23 protein-coding genes are annotated in these 20,695 nt (G+C 43.2%); 16 read left to right on the top strand and 7 right to left on the bottom strand.

All coding sequences use genetic code 11. The annotated features are described in order from the left end of the window. Positions 1 to 80: 80 nt before the first annotated feature. Both QEP08_RS08235 and QEP08_RS08240 read right to left on the bottom strand, forming a co-directional pair. Positions 81 to 410: a DUF3276 family protein gene (locus tag QEP08_RS08235; protein ID WP_285057235.1), complete on the bottom strand. Its 330-nt coding sequence runs from the start codon at positions 408 to 410 to the stop codon at positions 81 to 83. A gap of 73 nt (positions 411 to 483) precedes the next feature. Then, positions 484 to 2,274 carry an ABC transporter ATP-binding protein gene (locus QEP08_RS08240; RefSeq protein WP_285057237.1) on the bottom strand — a complete coding sequence of 597 codons (1,791 nt, stop codon included), beginning with the start codon at positions 2,272 to 2,274 and terminating at the stop codon, positions 484 to 486. Between the two features lie 113 nt (positions 2,275 to 2,387). Here QEP08_RS08240 and QEP08_RS08245 point away from each other — a divergent pair, with 113 nt between their 5' ends. From QEP08_RS08245 to QEP08_RS08285, 9 genes are all read left to right on the top strand, one after another. Continuing rightward, a complete protein-coding gene (locus tag QEP08_RS08245) occupies positions 2,388 to 3,476 on the top strand; it encodes a Glu/Leu/Phe/Val family dehydrogenase (RefSeq protein WP_285057239.1) in 1,089 nt (362 codons plus the stop codon). Positions 3,477 to 3,510: 34 nt separating this feature from the next. Further along, positions 3,511 to 4,461, top strand: coding sequence for a transcription antitermination factor NusB (gene nusB / locus QEP08_RS08250; protein WP_431844607.1), 951 nt, complete (start codon positions 3,511 to 3,513; stop codon positions 4,459 to 4,461). Positions 4,462 to 4,464: 3 nt separating this feature from the next. Next, positions 4,465 to 4,920, top strand: a complete 456-nt coding sequence (locus QEP08_RS08255; RefSeq protein WP_285057241.1) for a DUF1573 domain-containing protein — start codon at positions 4,465 to 4,467, stop codon at positions 4,918 to 4,920. A gap of 13 nt (positions 4,921 to 4,933) precedes the next feature. Further along, complete coding sequence (gene yajC, locus QEP08_RS08260) at positions 4,934 to 5,278, top strand: preprotein translocase subunit YajC (RefSeq protein ID WP_285057242.1); 345 nt, start codon at positions 4,934 to 4,936, stop codon at positions 5,276 to 5,278. Between the two features lie 95 nt (positions 5,279 to 5,373). Then, entirely contained in the window at positions 5,374 to 6,321 is a 948-nt protein-coding gene (locus QEP08_RS08265) for a CdaR family protein (RefSeq protein WP_285057244.1), read from the top strand. Continuing rightward, positions 6,321 to 6,917: a dephospho-CoA kinase gene (coaE, locus tag QEP08_RS08270; RefSeq protein WP_285057246.1), complete on the top strand. Its 597-nt coding sequence runs from the start codon at positions 6,321 to 6,323 to the stop codon at positions 6,915 to 6,917. Before QEP08_RS08265 ends, coaE begins: the two co-directional genes overlap by 1 nt. Next, a complete protein-coding gene (locus tag QEP08_RS08275) occupies positions 6,918 to 7,859 on the top strand; it encodes an MBL fold metallo-hydrolase (protein WP_285057248.1) in 942 nt (313 codons plus the stop codon). After that, positions 7,859 to 8,020, top strand: coding sequence for a C1orf53 family protein (locus tag QEP08_RS08280; protein WP_285057250.1), 162 nt, complete (start codon positions 7,859 to 7,861; stop codon positions 8,018 to 8,020). Before QEP08_RS08275 ends, QEP08_RS08280 begins: the two co-directional genes overlap by 1 nt. A 17-nt stretch (positions 8,021 to 8,037) precedes the next feature. Further along, positions 8,038 to 8,487 (top strand): MarR family winged helix-turn-helix transcriptional regulator, encoded by a 450-nt coding sequence (locus QEP08_RS08285; protein ID WP_285057251.1) that lies wholly within the window; start codon positions 8,038 to 8,040, stop codon positions 8,485 to 8,487. Here the strand turns inward: QEP08_RS08285 and QEP08_RS08290 are convergent. From QEP08_RS08290 to QEP08_RS08300, 3 genes are read right to left on the bottom strand one after another with little or no spacing between them, the layout of a single operon-like run. Next, entirely contained in the window at positions 8,484 to 9,209 is a 726-nt protein-coding gene (locus QEP08_RS08290) for a ZIP family metal transporter (protein ID WP_285057254.1), read from the bottom strand. The genes QEP08_RS08285 and QEP08_RS08290 overlap by 4 nt on opposite strands. Next, positions 9,209 to 9,772: a phosphatase PAP2 family protein gene (locus QEP08_RS08295; protein ID WP_285057256.1), complete on the bottom strand. Its 564-nt coding sequence runs from the start codon at positions 9,770 to 9,772 to the stop codon at positions 9,209 to 9,211. The genes QEP08_RS08290 and QEP08_RS08295 overlap by 1 nt, the downstream gene beginning before the upstream one ends. Next, positions 9,769 to 10,500, bottom strand: coding sequence for a class I SAM-dependent methyltransferase (locus QEP08_RS08300; RefSeq protein WP_285057258.1), 732 nt, complete (start codon positions 10,498 to 10,500; stop codon positions 9,769 to 9,771). Before QEP08_RS08300 ends, QEP08_RS08295 begins: the two co-directional genes overlap by 4 nt. Positions 10,501 to 10,672: 172 nt before the next feature. On the opposite strand from QEP08_RS08300, the gene glmM reads away from it, so the two are divergent. The 5 genes from glmM (at position 10,673) to QEP08_RS08325 (ending at position 16,695) form a co-directional block, all read left to right on the top strand. Then, complete coding sequence (gene glmM, locus QEP08_RS08305) at positions 10,673 to 12,061, top strand: phosphoglucosamine mutase (protein WP_285057259.1); 1,389 nt, start codon at positions 10,673 to 10,675, stop codon at positions 12,059 to 12,061. Positions 12,062 to 12,064: 3 nt separating this feature from the next. Further along, entirely contained in the window at positions 12,065 to 13,213 is a 1,149-nt protein-coding gene (locus tag QEP08_RS08310; RefSeq protein WP_285057261.1) for a cysteine desulfurase family protein, read from the top strand. A gap of 69 nt (positions 13,214 to 13,282) precedes the next feature. Then, positions 13,283 to 13,486, top strand: a complete 204-nt coding sequence (locus QEP08_RS08315) for a hypothetical protein (protein WP_285057262.1) — start codon at positions 13,283 to 13,285, stop codon at positions 13,484 to 13,486. 192 nt (positions 13,487 to 13,678) lie between these two features. Next, positions 13,679 to 14,374, top strand: coding sequence for a basic secretory protein-like protein (locus QEP08_RS08320; protein WP_285057263.1), 696 nt, complete (start codon positions 13,679 to 13,681; stop codon positions 14,372 to 14,374). A gap of 23 nt (positions 14,375 to 14,397) precedes the next feature. Then, the gene (locus QEP08_RS08325; RefSeq protein ID WP_285057264.1) at positions 14,398 to 16,695 is read left to right on the top strand and encodes a GH92 family glycosyl hydrolase; all 2,298 of its coding nucleotides are present in this window, start codon (positions 14,398 to 14,400) and stop codon (positions 16,693 to 16,695) included. Positions 16,696 to 17,007: 312 nt separating this feature from the next. On the opposite strand, the gene accD is transcribed toward QEP08_RS08325, so the two are convergent. Then, positions 17,008 to 17,853, bottom strand: a complete 846-nt coding sequence (accD, locus tag QEP08_RS08330) for an acetyl-CoA carboxylase, carboxyltransferase subunit beta (protein WP_285057265.1) — start codon at positions 17,851 to 17,853, stop codon at positions 17,008 to 17,010. A 208-nt stretch (positions 17,854 to 18,061) separates the two neighbouring features. On the opposite strand from accD, the gene fbaA reads away from it, so the two are divergent. Both fbaA and QEP08_RS08340 read left to right on the top strand, forming a co-directional pair. Further along, positions 18,062 to 19,141 carry a class II fructose-bisphosphate aldolase gene (gene fbaA / locus QEP08_RS08335; protein ID WP_285057266.1) on the top strand — a complete coding sequence of 360 codons (1,080 nt, stop codon included), beginning with the start codon at positions 18,062 to 18,064 and terminating at the stop codon, positions 19,139 to 19,141. Positions 19,142 to 19,308: 167 nt separating this feature from the next. Next, positions 19,309 to 19,734, top strand: coding sequence for a GNAT family N-acetyltransferase (locus QEP08_RS08340; RefSeq protein WP_285057267.1), 426 nt, complete (start codon positions 19,309 to 19,311; stop codon positions 19,732 to 19,734). 13 nt (positions 19,735 to 19,747) lie between these two features. Here QEP08_RS08340 and QEP08_RS08345 read toward each other — a convergent pair whose 3' ends face one another. After that, positions 19,748 to 20,605: a hydroxymethylglutaryl-CoA lyase gene (locus tag QEP08_RS08345; RefSeq protein ID WP_285057268.1), complete on the bottom strand. Its 858-nt coding sequence runs from the start codon at positions 20,603 to 20,605 to the stop codon at positions 19,748 to 19,750. Positions 20,606 to 20,695: the final 90 nt, after the last annotated feature.

Consider the following 20,695-nt stretch of genomic DNA (forward strand, 5'->3'; position numbering starts at 1 on the left):
CTGGACATATAATGTTTGTAAAATAAAAATCCCTCCTTCTTTACAAAAGGGGGGATTCTTTATTTCTTGTTTAGGAGATTTTAGAATGAAAAATCGTCGCTTTGAACTCTGCTGGGTACTCCTTCGTGGTTCTCTGAGTACTCATAACGTTTTTCAACTACTTCCTGGTGGTTTTTAATGTAATCAACCGTTTCATTTAAGCCTTCGGCAAATTTCTCAAAATCCTCTTTGTATAAAAAGATCTTATGTTTCACGAAAACGCCGTCTTCAAGTCTTTTCTTACTTTCGGTCAAGGTTAGGTAGTAATCTCCTGATCTAGTGGCCTTTACATCAAAAAAATAAGTTCTTTTACCAGCTCTTACTTTCTTTGAAAAAACCTCTTCTCTCTCTTTGTTGTCAAATTCTCCCATGGTTGCTTTAGCTCTTGGTTTTGGTTGCTTGGGTAAATATAAAGGATTAATTGTTAAAGTTCAAAATAGAAAATTAAACAGACTGGTTTTCCTCCTCCAGCAGCTGGTTTTGGTACATTTCTGCATAAGCACCCTCCTGACCCAGCAATTCGCTATGGGTTCCCTGTTCGATGATCCTGCCTTCGTCGAGGACAAGGATCTTATCTGCATTCTTAATGGTTGAGATCCGGTGCGCAATGAGGATACTGGTCTTGCCATGCATCAGCCTGCCCAGATTGTTGAGTATCTCCTCTTCCGTACGGGTATCAACCGCTGACAGGCAATCGTCAAAAATGAGTATTTTGGGCGCTTTTATAAGGGCCCGGGCTATGGAGACCCTTTGTTTTTGTCCGCCGGAAAGCGTGATGCCCCGCTCACCGAGCATGGTTTCAAATTTATGCTCGAAATCGACAATATTGTGGTAAACAGCAGCATTTTTTGAGGCGGTTTCTACGTCTTCCCGGGTAACATTGTCCATACCAAATGCGATGTTGTTTTTTATGGTATCGGAAAAAAGGAATACTTCCTGGGGTACAAATCCTATCTGGTCTCTGTAATGCTGCAAGTTAAGGGTGTTTATTGGGGTATCGTCTATCTTTACAGTTCCACTGTCAACATCATACATGCACATGATGAGGTTTGCCAGTGTGGATTTGCCGGAGCCCGTTCTCCCGATGATGGCTACGAACTGCCCGTTTTCAATTTCGAAGCTAACATCCCTGATGGCTTCGATGCCTGTGTCCGGATAGGTAAAGCTCACATTTTCAAACCTGATATTCCCCTTAAGCGGTAAGGCAAGGTTGTCTTTTGATGTGATGTCGGACTTGAGCTGCAAAAACTCATTGATCCTTTTTTGAGAGGCGGAGGCCCTTTGAATTAGTGTGGTGACCCAGCCTAGCATGGAAACAGGAAAGGTGAGCTGGTTTACATACACGATGAACTCGGCAATGTTTCCCGGAGTAATGGAGCCACTGATTACCTGCCTGCCGCCCACATATACTGTAAGTATGGTGCTCAGGCCAACCAGCAGGACCATTGTCGGATAGAACAGTGCCTGCACCTTTACCAGGCTCATGGCATTCTTTTTATAACCATGGCTCTCCGCGGCAAATACTTCCTTGGTATGAGCTTCCCGTACATAAGACTTAATGACCCTGATCCCTGAAAAACGTTCCTGTACAAAGCTGGAAAGTTTGGACAGCTGCTCCTGGATCTGTTCGCTTTTCTGGTTGATCATCGTATTTACAAAATAAATGATGATCACCAGAACCGGTAATGGCAGTAAACAAAATATTGCGAGGGTGTTGTTTACAGAGAACATGGCATATATGACCAGTACAAACAGGACGGCAGTGTTTATCGCATACATGATTGCCGGACCAACGTACATACGCACGCGGTTTACGTCTTCGGTGGCCCTGTTCATGAGGTCTCCGGTATTGTTGCGTCTGTAAAAACCAAGACTTAGCTTTTGATAGTGGGCATAGATCTCATTCTTCATGTCAAACTCAATATGCCTGGACATAAGGATGATGGTCTGCCGCATGAAGAACAGGAACAAGCCCCTGAGCAGGTAGAGTACAAGAACAATCAGACCGAAATAGAACAGGCTGTTGCTAAAGATGCTGTAAATGATGTCCCGGCGTTCAAATCCCTCAAACAGACGATAGATTTCGATATTTTCAGTGATCAGGTTGAATGCGTGACCGATCACCTGCGCCGGTATGACACCGAAGATATTGGAGATGATCACAAAGAAAATCCCTGGAATAATCCACCATTTGTATTTATAAAAGTACTTGTTTAAAAAACGAAGGTGTTTCATGAGCAGGTAAAGTTAACCAAATGAAGATAATTTTTTTAAACACTTTGGTTAAAACAATGTAAATACTGCTTTTTTTATACTAGTTTTGCGGCATATCTGATAAACAAAATAATATGTTGGCCAATAGCTCAGTTGTGAATTCAGTTTTAGATCAAATAGGTGCCTCTGGGCATAAAAAGGTTGTTTTTTGTAATGACCCGGACACCGGTTTAAAAGCAATTATTGCTATTCATGATACCACATTGGGGCCAGCTATCGGTGGTACCCGGATGTGGAACTACGCTACAGAAGCCGAGGCGCTTGAAGATGTGCTGAGGCTGAGCAGGGCCATGACCTATAAATCAGCCATTACGGGGATCAATCTCGGCGGCGGAAATGCGGTGATCATCGGCGATTCCCGTAAGGGAAAATCTGAAGCGATGATGAGAAGTTATGGCCGCTTCATCAAAAACCTGAATGGTGAATTCATTACAGCAGAAGATGTGGGTACAAATACCAGGGATATGGAATATATCCGTATGGAAACTACGCATGTAACCGGTGTTCCTGAATCATTGGGCGGTGCCGGAAATCCTGCGCCGACTACTGCCAAAGGGGTTTACCTGGGGATCAAAGCTTGTGTAAAAGAAGTATTTGGCACGGATATGCTGGCCGGACGGTCTGTGGTGGTGCAAGGCATCGGAAACGTAGGTGAGCATCTGGTTGAGCTGCTGAGGGCGGAGAACGTGGAAGTTTATATCAGTGACATTAACGAGGAACGTTTGCAGCATGTAGCCCGCACTTATAAGGCCAAGCCGATTGCAGCTGATAAGATCTTTGGCCTGAATGCTGACATCTACGCACCTTGCGCACTTGGAGCTACGGTAAACGACAAGACCATTGATAAAATGAAGTTTGCCATTATCGCTGGTTCGGCCAACAACCAGCTTGCTGATGAGCAGATTCATGGAAAAATGCTGCTGGATAAGGGTATTTTGTTTGCTCCGGATTACCTGATCAATGCGGGTGGTCTGATCAGTTGTTATTCCGAATTGACGGGTTACGGAAAAAAACGGACCATACAGCTCACTGAAAATATTTATAATGCAACAAGAGACGTAATCAGGATGTCTAAAAAAGATAATATCCCAACGATATGGGCAGCCAACCGGCTCGCAGAACAACGAATAATTGACATCAAAAAAATAAAATCATCATTTTAATAAACACGGTAATTTACCACTCGTTCTTACATTCATGTTAAACAGAAGGCACTTAAGAATAAAAGCTCTGCAAAATATATTTGCTTGGCACATGACAGACAAAAAGGATCTAGCTTCTTCAAAAAAGGCGCTGATGCAAAGTATTGACAATGTATATGAAATGTACATCTGGATGCTCTCACTCCTGGCAGAAGTCACCGAATATACCGGTGTTGACGCAACGGAAAGGGCCAATAAGCATTTGCCTACGGAAGAAGACCTCAACCCTAACCTTAAACTGCTGAACAATAAGTTTGCAGTTACGCTCAGGGAAAACCCGGAATTCATCGCGGCGGTAAAGAAATACAGGATCAACTGGATGGCAGATCCGGAATTTGTGAAGGCAATATTCAATACCCTGAAAGTGACACCTGAATACGCGGCTTATCTGGCCGATCCTGACAACAGCCTGGAAGAATCTAAGACCATTATCAAATACATCTTTAGAAAAGTTATCCTGAAAAGCCACAATATCATCCAGGCTTTTGAAGACAAATTCATCAACTGGAGCGTGGACAAAGAGGTAATGCAGGGTATGGTGGCTAAAACCATCAAAAATTTTACATCTGAGGATCCTTTTGCCAACAAGCTGACGCCGATAAGTCAGGACTGGGACGAAGATGGTAAATTTGTTGAGGACTTGTTTGTGTATACGCTTAGAAACGACAAAGATTATCAGGCACTTATCGCGGAGCGGACAAAGAACTGGGAATCTGAAAGGATTGCTTTAATGGATACCATACTCATGAAAATGGCCATCTGTGAGCTGATGAATTTTCCGTCTATCCCGGTAAAAGTAACCATTAATGAATATCTGGATCTGTCAAAAGATTACAGTACACCAAAAAGTAATTCATTTATTAACGGTATCTTGGACAAAATTATGGGCGACCTTAAAAGAACCAACAGTATTAAAAAGGTTGGCCGGGGATTAATAGAAGAATAAAAAATGAAAAAAATCTTATTAGTAGCATTAACTGCTTTAGCATTTGCTTCATGTCAGCAAAAAACCGACGGCACATCAACTGGCTCAGATAGCACTGTTGTTGCTGCTCAAACAATGAACACCGACACGTTAAATCCGGGAGGTCCGGTACTTAACTTTGCTGTCGAAAATTACAACCTCGGAAAGGTAAAAAGAGGAGAGAGCGTCTCTTACAGCTTTAAGTTTAAAAACACTGGAAGAATTCCGCTGATCATTAAAGAGGCTGTTGCTATGTGCGGCTGTACGGTACCGGAGCCGCCGAAAGAACCAATTCAACCTGGTGCGTCAAGTGAACTCAAGGTGGTGTTTGACAGCACTGGCAAGCCTGTCGGGGAATTTAAAAAAGGAATTACGGTTACCTCCAATGCCCTCAACAGTACTGTACAGCTTTTGATAACAGGAGAAATTATAGAAAAATAAATATAGGACAGATATGATATCAACAGTAATATTACAGGCCGCAGGTGGAAGCAGCAGCATGCTGAGCACTTTAGTACCGATGGTTTTGATCATGGTAGTGTTTTATTTCTTTATGATCAGGCCCCAGGTTAAAAAGGCTAAAGACCATAAGAAATTAATCGGTGAGTTAAAAAAAGGCGATAAGATTGTGACTACTGCAGGAATTCACGGAAGGATTGCAGATATGAACGATACGACTTTTTTAATTGAAGTAGAAGGTGGTACTAAAATCCGTTTTGATAAAACGGCGGTATCTTTAGATGCGACAAAAGCTGCCGCTCCCAAAGTAGATCTTGCTAAGACGGATGCTAAAGCCTAACGGCAGCACTTATTTTAAAAAGCCGCCCATATTTGGAGCGGCTTTTTTGTTTTAGTAAATTCGAACCTAAAAATATTTTTGTTTACTTTACCATCATGCCGTTTATAAAACTTACAAAAATAGAACGAAAGCGTATACTGACGTTGCTGACTTGTCTGTTGATGGCAATCGGGGCCTGGCTGTTCCTGTCTTTAAAGAATAAATATGTTTATACGGCCAAAACGGTATTGGTCTATAAGAATTTCCCCCAAAAACGTGCATTTCATGCCCTGCAGTCTGATACTGTTGACCTGCAGGTTGAGGGTACGGGATGGCAGCTGTTGTTTGCCAGGTTGAGAATTAACCCCCAGTCTATTGCCATTAGCCTGGAAAAGCTGAACAGCCGGAATTTTATTTTATTTTCAGAGCAACTCTATAACGTAAACAAACAGCTCGAGAGCTCACAAAAGATCATTTCTGTAAGACCGGATACACTCTACTTTGACTTCTCTGAAAGGACTGTAAAACGGGTCCCGGTAAAACTGGTCTCGGATTTTACATTTGCAAAGCAGTATGACATTTCCAGTGATATTGAACTTGTCCCGGAATATGTAACCCTATCAGGCCCTGAAGAGGAACTGGAAAAAATAAAATATTGGGCGACGGATACGCTGAGATTGAAAGACCTGCAGCGTACAGCTGTGTCAAGGGTAACGACGCTGGGCAACAGGATGAAAAATGTGAACATTTTTCCTGCCAGCATTGAAGTAAAAGTTCCCGTTGATGAATTTACTGAAAAGACAATAGAGATTCCAGTAACGGTCATTAACAACAAGGAATATTATGACATCAAACTTTTTCCGAAGAAAGTTAAGGTCACTTTTCTGGTTGCGCTTTCCAAGTATCAGACCATCAACGAGAATTTTATGGATGCTGTGGTCGATATTGACGATTGGAAGATACGTAAGCACAGTCAGCTTAGGGTTACGCTCAGCCGTTTTCCGGACTATTGCAGGCTGATAAGGATTAGTCCTGGCAAAGTAGATTTTATTATAGAGAAATAATGCTTAAAGTAGGAATCACAGGAGGTATAGGCAGCGGGAAAACTACGGTCTGCAGGATTTTTGAAACATTGGGCGTTCCGGTGTTTTATGCTGATACGGCTGCGAAACAAATCATGGTTGAAGATGTCATCCTTATGGAGGGGATAAAAAATACTTTTGGAAAGGAAAGTTATTTTGATAACGGAGTTTTAAATAGCAAGCACATCGCAAGTATCGTTTTTAACAATACTGCGGAACTGGCGAAATTGAATGCCCTGGTTCATCCGGCTGTATTCAGGGCCTTTGATAGCTGGACAGCGGTTCTGCCGGCTGATACATTCTATGTTCTTAAAGAAGCGGCACTCTTATTTGAAAGTGGTTCGTACCAACTGTGCGATCTGAATATCCTGGTTGTCGCGCCTGAAAAATTAAAGCTGGACCGTGTGATGCAGCGTGATGGGGTTAGCGCTGATGCAGTAAAAGCGCGGATGGACAAGCAGTTTACGGACCGGCAAAAACTCAAACTGGCAGACCACATCGTCCAAAATAACGAAAGCGAATCTTTGATTGAACAGGTACTGCGGCTGCATCAGGTATTCTTAAGCACAAATATATAGATGATATTAGATGATTTTATTGTGATCGACAATATCGGTCTGTATTGCAGTTATGGGAAATTTTACCTGGATCCCAAAGAACCGGTAAAACATGCCGTCATCTCGCACGCCCATGGTGATCATGCTGTAGGCGGCAACCTGGAGGTTTACTGTACTGAAGCTACTTCACTTTTTATGCTGCACAGGTATAAGAAGTTTGCGGGTGGAGCATTTCACATTAGTAATTATCATGAAGTATTTGAGGTAAACGGAGTAAAGATCAGCTTTATTCCTGCCGGGCATATACTGGGTTCGGCAATGGTACTGATGGAATACAATGGCGTAAGATATCTTTATACCGGGGATTACAAGCTGCAGCCTGATAAGACTTGTGAGCCGGTTGAATTTGTCAATGCAGATGTGCTGATCACGGAGACGACTTTTGCGGACCCGGATACGCAACATCCTGTCGCGGAGCAGGAGATCTTAAAGCTCAGTTCAACACCAAACAACATCATGCTGGGCGCTTATGCGCTCGGAAAGTGCCAGCGCCTGATCAGCCTGATCAGTGATCATTGTACTGAAAAAAGGATATTGCTGCACCATAGCATGATGCCGTTTGTGAAGATATATGAACATATGGGTGTAAATGTGGGCAGGTATGAGGTTTATGACCGTAAAGTAATGAAGAACAATGTTACGGGAATGGTCTATATGGTGCCGCCAATGGTATTCAGAAGCTATTTTAAGGCTATCAATGTTGTAAGGGTATTTGCTACTGGTTGGAAGCACTTGCAAAGCGCCCATGAAATTCAGTTGTACATCTCCGATCATGCGGACTGGAACGACATCGTCACAACAATAGAACAGGTTAAACCTCAGCAGGTTTGGACCAATCACGGGAATGGATTCCAATTGCAGAAGCATTACGAAAAAAGTTTGGTCGTTAAATTGCTTAACTGATGAAGGAAGGTATAGACTTTTATTTCAATGAAAATGGTTTTATGGTTTTCACTGAGGCCTACCATTTAAAGAGGGGCTATTGCTGTAAGAATAAATGCAGGCATTGTCCATGGGGATTTGGCAAGGAAAAAGTAAAAGATGCACCGGATAAAAAGCAATAAAGTAGAAGTAACCAGACATGCAATTGCAGAAAGAAACCTATACTACTCAGTTTGAGAGTGAACATCAGCAGGCTATAGTGAATGTTTTATATACCTATTCCTGGTGCATTGACAGGTTAAAACAGATCATTGTGCCCTATGAGATTACCACACAGCAATTTAATATATTAAGGATACTTAGAGGTCAGCATCCCAGACCCTCGACTATAAACCTGCTCAGGTCCAGGATGCTGGATAAAATGAGTGATGCTTCGAGGATCGTGGACCGCCTGGTGCAAAAGGGTCTTGTATTTAAAAAAGCAAACGGGTCTGACAAGCGCGCAGTTGACATTTTGATCAGCGCTAAAGGGCTGGGGCTGCTTGACCAGATGGATAAGGAGGTCAATATCTCCGGTATTATTTCTTCAAATCTGACCGAGCACGAAGCCGCACAATTGAATGTCCTGCTGGATAAAATGAGAGGTTAGTGTGTATGTGCTGAGGTAAAGTAACCGATCAGCGCGATGCCTATGCCGCATAAAACAGCAATCATTTTTCTTTTGCTCACCTTATGGTCTACACTTGATTCAAACAGGATCGTGGTAGAGATGTGCAGAAAGATACCAATCACTATACCCATGATCTTATTGAAATAATCTTCCACACCGCCGATGGTGCCGTTGCTAAGGCCATAGCTTACATAGAAACCCAGTGGCGCCATCAGTGCAAAAACAGAAATATAAATAATGATATTCTTTTTGTTGAAATGGTTTTGCATCAATATACTGGCTAACGCGAATGCCGCCGGAATATGGTGCAATGCGATACCGAATATCAGTGCATTGTGCTGATCCTTAGCCAGAGGCATTCCTTCCAAAAAGGCATGTAAACACAGGCTGACCATAATGCCATACGGAAATGCATGGCTCCCGTGGTGTTTGTGGATGTGGCCGTGTTCAACTCCTTCTGAAAACTGTTCCAGGAAAACCTGAAGTAAAAAGCCTACCAATATAAATATTCCGATTTCTTCACCATCTGAGCTGTTGTAGGCATCGGGGATGAGGTGCAGCACAGTGATGGCAAAAAGGTACGCTCCGCTGAAAGAAAGAATAAGCTTTAAAAGCTGGGATTTATCGCTTTTAACCAAAAAAATGGCGGCCCCGCCTGAAAAAGCACTAAGAAATAATATAAATATCTTCCAGATTTCCATTATAATGTCGGTTGTAGCGTTTTGTATAATTTTGAGGTCGTAAGCCCTATTAGTGTTCCCAGAATTGCCCCTGCCAGGGTATCCAGCGGATAATGGACACCCACATAGATCTGAGAGAAGGAGATGATAAAAGCCCAGGCCAGGCCAAGGGGAAGAACCGGTTTCCACCTGCTGTAAAATACAACGATCAGGAATATCGCAATTGCAAAATGATTTGTGGCGTGTGCAGAAGGAAAGCTGTAGCCGCTTCCGCAAGGTATGCGGTGAATGATCTCATCGACAAGATCAGGCTCGTTGCAGGGCCTTAGTCTGAATACAAAAGGTTTGATCAGTCTTGATGCCAGCAGATCGCCCATGGCAAATGTAAAGAGCAGCATTCCTATAATGTACCAGCCTTTTTTTTTGTATTCCCTAAAACAGAAAATGATGATGAACAAGTATAAAGGTGCCCAGGTAAACCTGTTGCGCATGATCGGAAAGAGCCAGTCAAAAAACGGATTGCTGAGTCCCCTGTGGATCTTTAAAAAAAGATCCGTATCAAATTGCATCAGGCTCTCTATCATGCTTTTTTACAGATTAAGATCAAACGATCAGATTTTTCTGCATCGTAAGGATCCAGGCCATAGCTGCCGAATGTCGCACTGATGTGAAGGCCGCTCTTCTCAAACATACGTTCAAAATCTGCCAGGGTAAAGGCCTGTACCCGCTCTTCGAAAGCATAAACTTTGTTTCTGTGCTCAAAGTTAATATGCTTGATGATTTTTCCGTCTGACACGAATTTATGCAGGTGGAACTCTATGCCATCCAGTGTTTTGATTTCCTGGCTGGTCAGGTTTTTGATGATCTTTTGGGTATTGAAATAATCTATGACTAAAGTTCCGTCAGCCTTGAGGCCTTTTCTAAAGGATTTCAGCGCATTCACATGATCTTTTTCTGTTTCAAAGTATCCAAAACTGGTGAACATGTTGAGAGCAATGTCAAAATAATTGATAAATGCCAGTCTCCGCATGTCGTGAACAAAGAAATGCAGGTTCTTTTGCTCAAATTGCTGCGCATATTTAATGCTTTGCTCTGAAAGGTCAATACCGGTTACATCATATCCTTTTTTGTGGAGATATACAGCATGCCTGCCTCTGCCGCAGGCAATGTCAAGAATCCTGGAATTTGCTTCTGGTTTTAAATAAGCGGAAAGGTTATCAATCAGAAATTCTGCTTCGGCATCATCCCGCTGGCTATATAATATATGATAAAAAGGCGAGTTGAACCAATATTGAAACCATTTTCGCTGCATAGAGCTGTATTTTTGATGTTTTAGAAAAATACAAAGATAGCATTTTGAAATGCATACGGCAGGATTATTTGGGGAGTAGTTAAAGTTTTAATCGTGTAATTTTCTTTACAGGGACAAACCTAAAATAAGTCGTTTCCTGTTTTTTTGCTACTTTTGAAAAAAAACAAATACTTTGACACTTATAAAATCTATCTCTGGTATCAGGGGAACGATCGGTGGTATCGCCGGTGATGGTTTAACCCCAATTGACATTGTAAAATTTACTGCTGCTTATGGTTCATGGGTAGTCAGCAAGACCAATAACAGAAAAATCGTGCTGGGCAGAGATGCCAGGATCTCTGGTGAAATGGTGAATAACCTGGTTATAGGCACCTTACAGGGTTTGGGTATAGAAGTGATTGATCTTGGTCTTTCCACCACACCTACTGTAGAGATCGCGGTGCCAATGGAGCAGGCTGGCGGTGGTATTATTTTGACGGCCAGCCACAATCCCAAACAATGGAACGCCCTGAAACTGCTGAATGCCGATGGCGAGTTTATCAGTGATGCTGATGGAAAAGAGGTTCTTGACATTGCAGAAAGAGCTGAATTTGCATTTGCAGATGTAGACGACCTGGGCAAAGTAACCGGCAACGATACCTATCTTCAAAAACATATAGATGTGATCCTGACACTTCCGCTTGTGGATGTGGAGGCGATAAAGGCAGCCAACTTCAAGATCGCTATAGACTGCGTAAATTCCAGCGGCGGAATATTTATTCCTGCGCTGCTGAAAGCCCTTGGGGTAAAAACCGTCTATGAATTGTATTGTGAGCCGAACGGTCATTTTCCGCATAATCCTGAGCCGCTGCCGGAAAACCTTACTGAAATCGCTAAGATAGTACAAAGCAAGAATGCAGATCTCGGTATTGTCGTGGATCCTGATGTGGACCGCCTTTGCTTTGTCAATGAAGACGGAAGTATGTTTGGCGAAGAATATACGCTGGTTGCTGTAGCAGATTATATATTAAAAAATACACCAGGCAATTCAGTTTCCAATCTGTCATCGACCAGGGCATTGAGAGATGTGACTGAAAAGGCCGGAGGCGAATACAATGCTGCGGCGGTGGGTGAAGTAAACGTAGTCAACAAAATGAAGGCGACCAATGCGATCATAGGCGGCGAAGGAAATGGCGGTATCATCTATCCTGAGCTGCATTACGGCCGTGATGCGTTGGTTGGAATTGCCTTGTTCCTGACACATCTTGCGAAATTTGGCAAACCAATTTCGGTGTTGCGCAGTACCTATCCGGCTTATCATATTTCAAAAAATAAAATCACGCTGACTCCGGAAATGGACATAGATGCCCTCTTGCTGAAAGTACAGGAGCGCTATAAAAATCAGCCGAATTCTACGATTGACGGTTTGAAAATAGAGTTTGACAAGGAGTGGGTGCATTTAAGAAAATCAAACACCGAACCGATCATCAGGATCTACAGTGAGGCCGGTACTGAAACAGTGGCGGAGAACCTCGCCGCGAAGATCATCTCTGATATCAAAGAGATATTAAAGCTGAGTTAAGCAATGGAAAGGATTTATCTGGACAATGCAGCGACAACACCTTTGGATCCCGAGGTCATAGCAGAGATGGTAAACGTGATGCAGAGGTACTACGGCAACCCTTCTTCTATACATGCCCAGGGCCGCGAAGTACGTACCCTGATAGAAAAAGCAAGGAAGACTGTTGCCGGCTTGCTGAACGCCACACCTGCAGAGATCTTCTTTACGTCGGGAGGTACCGAAGCCGATAATACCGCTATTCGCAGTGGTATTGCTGCATTTAACATCAAACATGCCATTACCTCAAAAATCGAGCACCATGCGGTAGAGCACACGTTAAACATGCTGTTGCAGCAGGGTGTTATCGATAAGCTGAGTTTCGTCAATGTAGATGCCAAAGGAAACATTGACTATGGGCACCTGGAAGAACTGCTGAAGAACAATGAGCGTTCTTTTGTTTCACTGATGCACGCCAATAATGAGATTGGAACATTGACGGATATAGAGCGGGTAGGAGACATTTGTGAAGCTTACAATGCCATTTATCATTGCGACACAGTACAGACCATGGGACATTACAAACATGATGTTAGGAAACTTAAAGCTCATTTTATTGTTTGTGCTGCACATAAATTGCACGGGCCCAAGGGTGTCGGTTTCCTATATGTGAATCATGCCATCAAGATCAGCCCGATGATTTCCGGCGGCGCGCAGGAACGCAACATGAGAGGGGGGACAGAGAATGTGTATGGTATCGTTGGTCTTGCGAAAGCATTGCAAATGGCCTATGCAGAAATGGAGGCGCATCAAATATATATACAGGAGCTGAAGACTTACCTGAAAGATAAACTGAGTTCAGAAGTTCCCGATCTTTTCTTTAATGGGGAAACAGATGCCGACAAGAGTTTATATACAGTGCTTAATGTTTCGTTCCCGGCAATGGACATGTCTGATATGCTATTGTTCAATCTCGATATCAGCGGTGTTTCTGCATCAGGTGGCAGTGCATGCTCTTCAGGCTCAAATATTGGCTCGCACGTCCTTACTGGCATCGCTGCCGATCCCAACCGCCCATCCATAAGGTTTTCTTTTAGTAAGTATAATACCCGGGAAGAACTGGATTTCGTGGTGGATAAGGTAAAACAGATTGTCAGTCAGAATGTATCTGTTTAAAATAATTAAACAATAAATATTCAAAGGTGTTATTATAAACAAACGTTTATTGATCACTAAACCTTTGAAATGATGAACAATTCAGTTAAAGATAATCAGGAGAAAAAGAGAAAGGTGTATAAGGAAACCGACGACCGGAGCGAAAATCAGACCAGTGGCGAAACTTCATCAGCCAATAGCTTTGACAGGTCTTCACTCACTAAAATGCCCGGACGCAAGAATAAACCGCTGGGATCCAGCCATGAGCCGGGCGTAACGCCGGGAACAGAATAAAGGAAATAAAAGATAGCAGAAAAGGAACGGCGTGCAGTTCCCCGAAACACAGTCCAAAACAGGGCTGTGTTTTTTGTTTTATTAAATAGAGTTAAAACTCTATATTGCTTCTAAATTTTTACCTGTGGAATTGAGTTTTTTCTTTTTAATTCTGTTTATTTGTGTGCTAAAACGTTTTATAATTTAACCAATATGAACAAAAAACTTACGCTATTGTTTATAGCCGGACAGTTTATCCTGGGTACAGGAGGTCTTCGCGCGCAGGAAAAGGAAACTGTGACAAAAGACGGGCTTACGCTAAACTTTTCGAGTAATGATGCTTCATTTGATCCTGTATTGAAGAAAAGAATGATCGAAACCTTTTTTAAGGTATATCCCTTGTTAAAAAAGGAATACAACGACACCGCTGCAACAACTGTAAATTTTGAGATAGATACTGCATACAAAGGTGTGGCCGCGACCGGAGGCGGCAGGATTGTTTACAATCCTGCGTATTTCAGAAAGAAACCGGGTGATGTAGACGTGGTTACGCATGAGGTTATGCATGTAGTGCAGAATTACGGAGGCCGCCGCCGCTCAGGCGGTACCAGGGGACCAGGCTGGCTTACCGAAGGCATTGCCGATTTTGTGCGTTATAAGTTCGGAGTGGACAACCCCGGCGCGGGCTGGACGCTGACTGAGTTTAATCCTGCACAGAGTTACACCAACAGTTACCGGATTACTGCCAGATTTTTGGTATGGCTTGAAAACCATGGCAATAAAGATCTGGTTAAAAAATTAGATGCCAGCCTCCGTGCGCGCACCTATACTGATGACATCTGGAAAAAAGAAACAGGCAAAACCCTAGATGAGCAGTGGAAAGCGTATACTGAAAATCCTGTATTGTAGCACATAAGATGAACCTTAATAATATGATTAAACAAATTTTAATCGCCTCACTTGTTGTGGCGTCGTTTGGTGCATCCGCACAAACAGTTGGGAAGGTTACCGACCCCGTTGAATGGATCAATCCGCTGATGGGGACCGCAAGTAAGCCTTCTTTGTCTAATGGAAATACTTATCCGTCGATAGCAGTGCCCTGGGGCATGAACTTCTGGACTCCGCAAACCGGTAAAATGGGCGACGGATGGGCCTATACCTATGATGCGGACAAGATCAGGGGGTTTAAACAGACTCACCAGCCTTCTCCTTGGATGAACGATTATGGTCAGTTTTCGGTCATGCCGGTGACCGGTAAACTTCGGTTCAACCAGGACGACCGTGCAAGCTGGTATTCTCATAAATCTGAGACTGTCAAACCTTATTACTACAGCGTTTACCTTGCCGACGCAGATGTAACTACCGAAATCGCCCCTACTGAAAGGGCTGCGCAATTTCGTTTTACGTTTCCAGAAACTGATGACTCTTACGTAGTTATCGATGCTTTTGATAAAGGCTCTTACATAAAAATCATTCCATCGGAGCGTAAGATCGTTGGCTATAGCACCAGGCATTCTCATAAGGTGCCGGAAAACTTCAAGAATTACTTTGTCATCTATTTTGATAAACCTTTTACTTCCGCAAGTTCATGGAAGGGTAATGATCTTCAGAAAGATGTGCTGGAGCTGACCGCTGATCATGCCGGAGCGGTTGTGGGATTCAAAACTGCTAAGGGTGAACAGGTAAACATGAAAGTTGCTTCTTCTTTCATCAGCATTGAGCAGGCAGATATTTCTTTGAAAAGAGAGTTGGCGAATGACAGTTTTGAGGCGACCAAAAACAAAGCAAAAGCAGTCTGGAATAAAACACTCAGCAGGATCAGCGTTGAAGGCGGAACAATCGATCAGGCCCGCACTTTTTACTCTTGCCTTTACCGTACCCTATTCTTTCCGAATAAACTATATGAATTGGATGCCAACAACAAAATCATGCACTGGAGTCCTTATAATGGCAAAATATTGCCTGGGTATATGTTTGGCGGAACCGGCTTCTGGGATACTTTCAGAGCGCTTTACCCATTCCTGAACCTGATGTATCCTTCAATAAACAAAGAGATGCAGGAAGGTCTTGCCAATGACTTTAAAGAAGGAGGCTGGCTGCCTGAATGGTCCAGTCCTGGCTTGGCGAGTGTCATGGTGGGCAATAACTCCGCTTCGGTGGTGGCTGATGCTTATATAAAAGGATTGCGCGGGTATGACATCAATACACTTTGGGATGCGGTAAAACATGGTGCAGATAATGAAGGCCCGATGCCGGCTGTTGGCCGTTTGGGTGTTAAATATTACAATGAACTAGGTTATGTGCCTTATGATGTGAAGATCAATGAAAATGCGGCCAGGACACTTGAGTATTCTTATGATGATTTTGCCATTTATCAATTGGGTAAGGCATTGGGAAAACCAGCTTCTGAGATCGATATTTTCAAAAAAAGAGCAATGAACTACAAAAAGCTGTTTGATCCGGCAAGCGGCCTGATGCGCGGTAAAAACAAAGACGGTAGTTTTCAGTCGCCGTTCAATCCGTTTAAATGGGGAGATGCGTTTACTGAGGGCAACAGCTGGCATTATTCCTGGTCAGTATTCCAGGATATTGATGGCTTGTCTAAATTAATGGGCGGTAAGGAAAAGTTTGTTCAGAAGCTGGATTCTGTGTTCACGCTTCCGCCGATATTTGACGACAGTTATTATGGTGGTGTGATCCATGAGATCCGTGAGATGCAGATCGCCAATATGGGCCAGTATGCGCATGGCAATCAGCCGATCCAGCACATGATCTATTTGTACAACTATGGCGGCGCACCATGGAAAACCCAGTATTGGGTACGTGAGACCATGAACAGGATGTATAAGGCAACACCTGATGGCTATTGCGGCGATGAGGACAATGGTCAGACTTCTGCCTGGTATGTATTCTCTGCACTTGGTTTCTATCCGGTTACTCCGGCTACGGACCAGTATGTTCTGGGTACGCCCTATTTTAAGAAAGTGACCCTGAACCTGGAGAATGGCAAACAGATCGTGATCAACGCACCTGCTAACAGTGATGCAAATAAATATGTGAACGGACTTAAGGTCAATGGCGCGGTGCACAGCAAGAACTGGCTGAGCCATTCTGGTTTATTGAAAGGTGCAGTATTGGATTTTGACATGTCGGCCAAACCGAATATGACAAGAGGGACAACGGAGGCTGCTTTTCCTTATTCACTTTCTACTGATCCTGCTAATAAGTAGTAAAAGGTAAAATTGAGTGATAGGTAAAATTGAGTGATCTTTTTTCGGACTGGACCTTGTGCCCTGAAAAAGGGCACAAATCCTATGTCCTCTCAAAGACACTAAATTTTAGGGAAAGCAAAGTGGAAAGGCAGGGAGATAAATAAACAAACTGAATAATAAGCTTCACGTCATTGCGAGGCACGAAGCAATCTCATACATGATGAGATTGCTTCGTGCCTCGCAATGACGGATGTTTAACGAAGAAGGCCGGTTCAATTGAGCCGGCCTTCTTTATTAATATAGTTTAAGATCTTCGCAGATCCTTATCATTTAGTGTTTCATCATTTTAATAAAGGCAGCCAGTTTTGCTTTCATCGCCCGGCGGTCTACTATAAAGTCCAGGAAACCATGTTCTAAAACGAATTCAGCAGTCTGGAAGCCTTTAGGCAGGTCTTTCTTAATGGTTTCTTTGATGACCCTTGGTCCGGCGAAGCCTATCAGGGCACCGGGTTCAGCGATGTTGATGTCTCCGAGCATCGCATAGGATGCCGTTACGCCGCCGGTAGTAGGATCAGTAAGTAAAGAGATGTATGGAATCTTTGCCTGGCTCAGCAGCGCTAATTTAGCTGAGGTTTTGGCCATTTGCATTAACGAAAAAGCCGCTTCCATCATCCGGGCACCGCCGGATTTGGAAATCATCAGGAAAGGGATTTTGTGCTTCATTGAATAATCGATGCTGCGGGCGATCTTTTCACCCACCACAGAGCCCATGGAACCGCCTATGAAATTAAAATCCATACAGGCTACAACCAGATCTTCACCTTCGATCTTGCCGTGTGCGGCTCTTATGGCGTCTTTCAGGCCAGTTTTAGCGATGCTTTCCACCAATCTGTCTTTATAAGGTTTGGTGTCTGTGAAATTCAGCGGATCGGCGGACTTGAGGTCCGGAAACAGTTCAGTAAACTGGTTTTCATCAAACAGTACCTGGAAGTACTCTTTGGAACCTACCCTCAAATGGTAATCACAATATTGACAAACGTATTTATTTTCTAAAAGATCAGCGGTGTGTAATGCCTTTTTACAATTAGGACATTTGTTCCATAAACCGTCTGGTGCTTCTTTTTTTTCTTCTGTAAGGGTACTGATACCTTTTTTTTCTCTCTTAAACCAAGCCATGTTATTTCCTGAAAAATGCGACTACAAAGAAACAAAAAAAAATGAGAACAGTTTAAGGTTGTTTTTAATGACCGGAAAGTGCCCTGCCGTTTATATCGGTCTGGGATGAAAATGTGCTGAAAGAAAGCATATTAATGCAAAATAATGCGCTTTACCTTTGCCAAAAATGATATTTTTCCTAACTTCGGCGTACATTAAAATATTAAAGATGAGTTTAAAAGGTTACAAGGGCGTAGTTTACGGAGATGCCGTTCAGGAATTGTTTGAACAGGCAAAAAAACATCAATTTGCATTACCAGCAGTAAATGTTACCGGCACAAACACCATAAATGCAGTGATGGAAACTGCCAAGGCGGTTAATTCACCGGTAATTATACAATTATCTAATGGCGGAGCACAGTTTTATGCTGGTAAGACATTAAATAATGATGGTTTGAAAGCCTGCATCTTAGGTGCAGTATCTGCAGCTAAGCACGTTCATTTATTGGCTGAACACTATGGTGTAGCTGTTGTATTGCACACTGACCATGCTGCCAAAAAACTTTTGCCATGGATAGACGGATTGCTGGATCATGGCGAGCAGTTCTTCGCAGAACACGGAAAGCCATTGTTCTCCTCGCACATGCTGGATCTTTCTGAAGAGTCAATTGAAGAAAACATGGAGATCTCTGCCAAATACCTGGAGCGTATGTCAAAAATGGGAATGACTATTGAGATCGAGCTTGGTGTAACAGGCGGTGAAGAGGACGGCGTTGATAACAGTGATGTAGACAGTTCCAAACTATACACCCAGCCTTCTGAAGTAGCTTATGCTTACCAGGAACTGAGCAAGGTCAGTGATAAGTTTACGGTGGCCGCCGCTTTTGGTAATGTTCATGGTGTATATAAACCGGGTAATGTGAAGCTTCAGCCGGTTATCCTTAAAAACTCTCAGGATTACATCAAAGAAAAACTGGGATTGACCGCTGAAAAACCTATTAATTTTGTATTCCACGGTGGTTCAGGTTCTTCTCAGGAAGAGATCAGAGAAGCCATTTCTTACGGTGCCATCAAAATGAATATTGATACAGATATGCAATGGGCATTCTGGGAAGGTATCCTGGATTATTATAAAGCCAATGAAGCCTATCTTCAGGGCCAGATCGGCAACCCGGATGGTGAAGATAAACCCAACAAGAAATATTATGATCCGCGTGTCTGGTTACGTAAAGGCGAAGAGCAATTTGTTGCACGCCTGAAACAGGCATTTGAAGATTTAAACTGTAAGGACGCCAGTGATAAACTGTAATTGTCTATAGGATATGGAATACGAAGCGCCTTGAGAATTACTTAAGGCGCTTTTTTTGTTTATGGCTTGACATTAATTATGGATGCCTATCATGACGAACATATAACCATTAAGAAACATGGGAAACATTATCTTTATATCATCTCTTTAATTAAGCAATTGCCACTATGGAAACACTTCAGGTAAACAAAGTACATAGCAAAGACGATTTGGAAAAAGTCTTTGCGGTAAGAAAAACTGTATTTGTAGATGAACAGAACTGTCCGCCTGAACTGGAATGGGAGCATGAGGGAGAATCTGTACACTTTCTTGCGTTGTTAAACGGCGAACCCTGTGGCGCCTGCCGCTGGCGTAAAACAGATAACGGTTATAAGCTGGAGCGCTTTGCTGTTTTAATGGAACACAGAGGCAAGAGAATAGGGCAGGCCCTCGTTGCCGCAGCCTTGTCTGACCTGCCCGGAGACGCTGGCTACATTTACCTCAATGCCCAGCTTGATGCCATGCGCATGTACTCCAGGTTTGGTTTCATCGCCGAAGGCGAGCAGTTTGAAGAAGCCGGTATTCAACACTTTAAAATGGTAAAAAGATTGTAAAGGGCTTTCCCTCCTATGAAAAGACCTTCGAAGAAAAAGCCAGGGCTTCCTGCCATTTATCCATATCAAGATCTAAAGACAGACCTCTGGTGTTCAGATAACTGATCAGATCTTCTGTGGCCAGGTTACCTGTCAGAGCATCTGCTGCCATAGGACAGCCCCCAAAACCTTTCAGCGCACTGTCAAAGCGCGTACAGCCGCATTCATATGCAGCTGCTATTTTCTCCTGCCGGGTCGAAGGAGTACTGTGCAAATGCAGGCCAATTTCTGTCGAGTTGAATTTTGACACCAGTGCCGGCAATATCGTCTTTATTTTCTCGGGCGACGAGACCCCGGTAGTGTCCGACAAAGAAAGGACCTTCACACCGTTGTCTACCAGTTCAGTTGCCCATTGCTCGAGTATCTCCACATTCCAGGGATCCCCGTAGGGATTTCCAAAACCCATAGAAAGATAGACCACAGCAGTCTTGTCATTCCTATCACACAATTCCATCATCTGTTTTACAATATCCATGGATTGCGAGATTGTCGTATTGGCATTTCTTTGCTGGAAGGTCTCAGAGATAGAGAAAGGAAAGCCCAGGTAATCGATCTCTTCAAATGATACCGCCTCCTGGGCGCCTCTTAAATTGGCTACAATGGCAAGAAGGCTTGAAGAGGTAACAGAAAGATCAAGCTTTGCTAAAACTTCCCTGGTATCGCGCAGTTGAGGTATGGCCCTGGGCGATACAAAACTTCCAAAGTCTATGGTATCAAATCCCACCTGCAGGAGCAGGTTGATGTATGCGGCCTTGATATCGGTAGGAATAAAATCGTGGATGCCCTGCATGGCATCTCTCGGGCATTCAATCAATTTAACCGGTTGCTGCATTTATTCGTCTTTTATGGAATTTCCTGTGTTAGTTAGGACAAAGATACACAACAAACAAAAAGGCATCCAAACCGGATGCCTTTTTTATTA

Source organism: Pedobacter ginsengisoli (assembly GCF_030244015.1).
GTDB lineage: Bacteria > Bacteroidota > Bacteroidia > Sphingobacteriales > Sphingobacteriaceae > Pedobacter > Pedobacter ginsengisoli.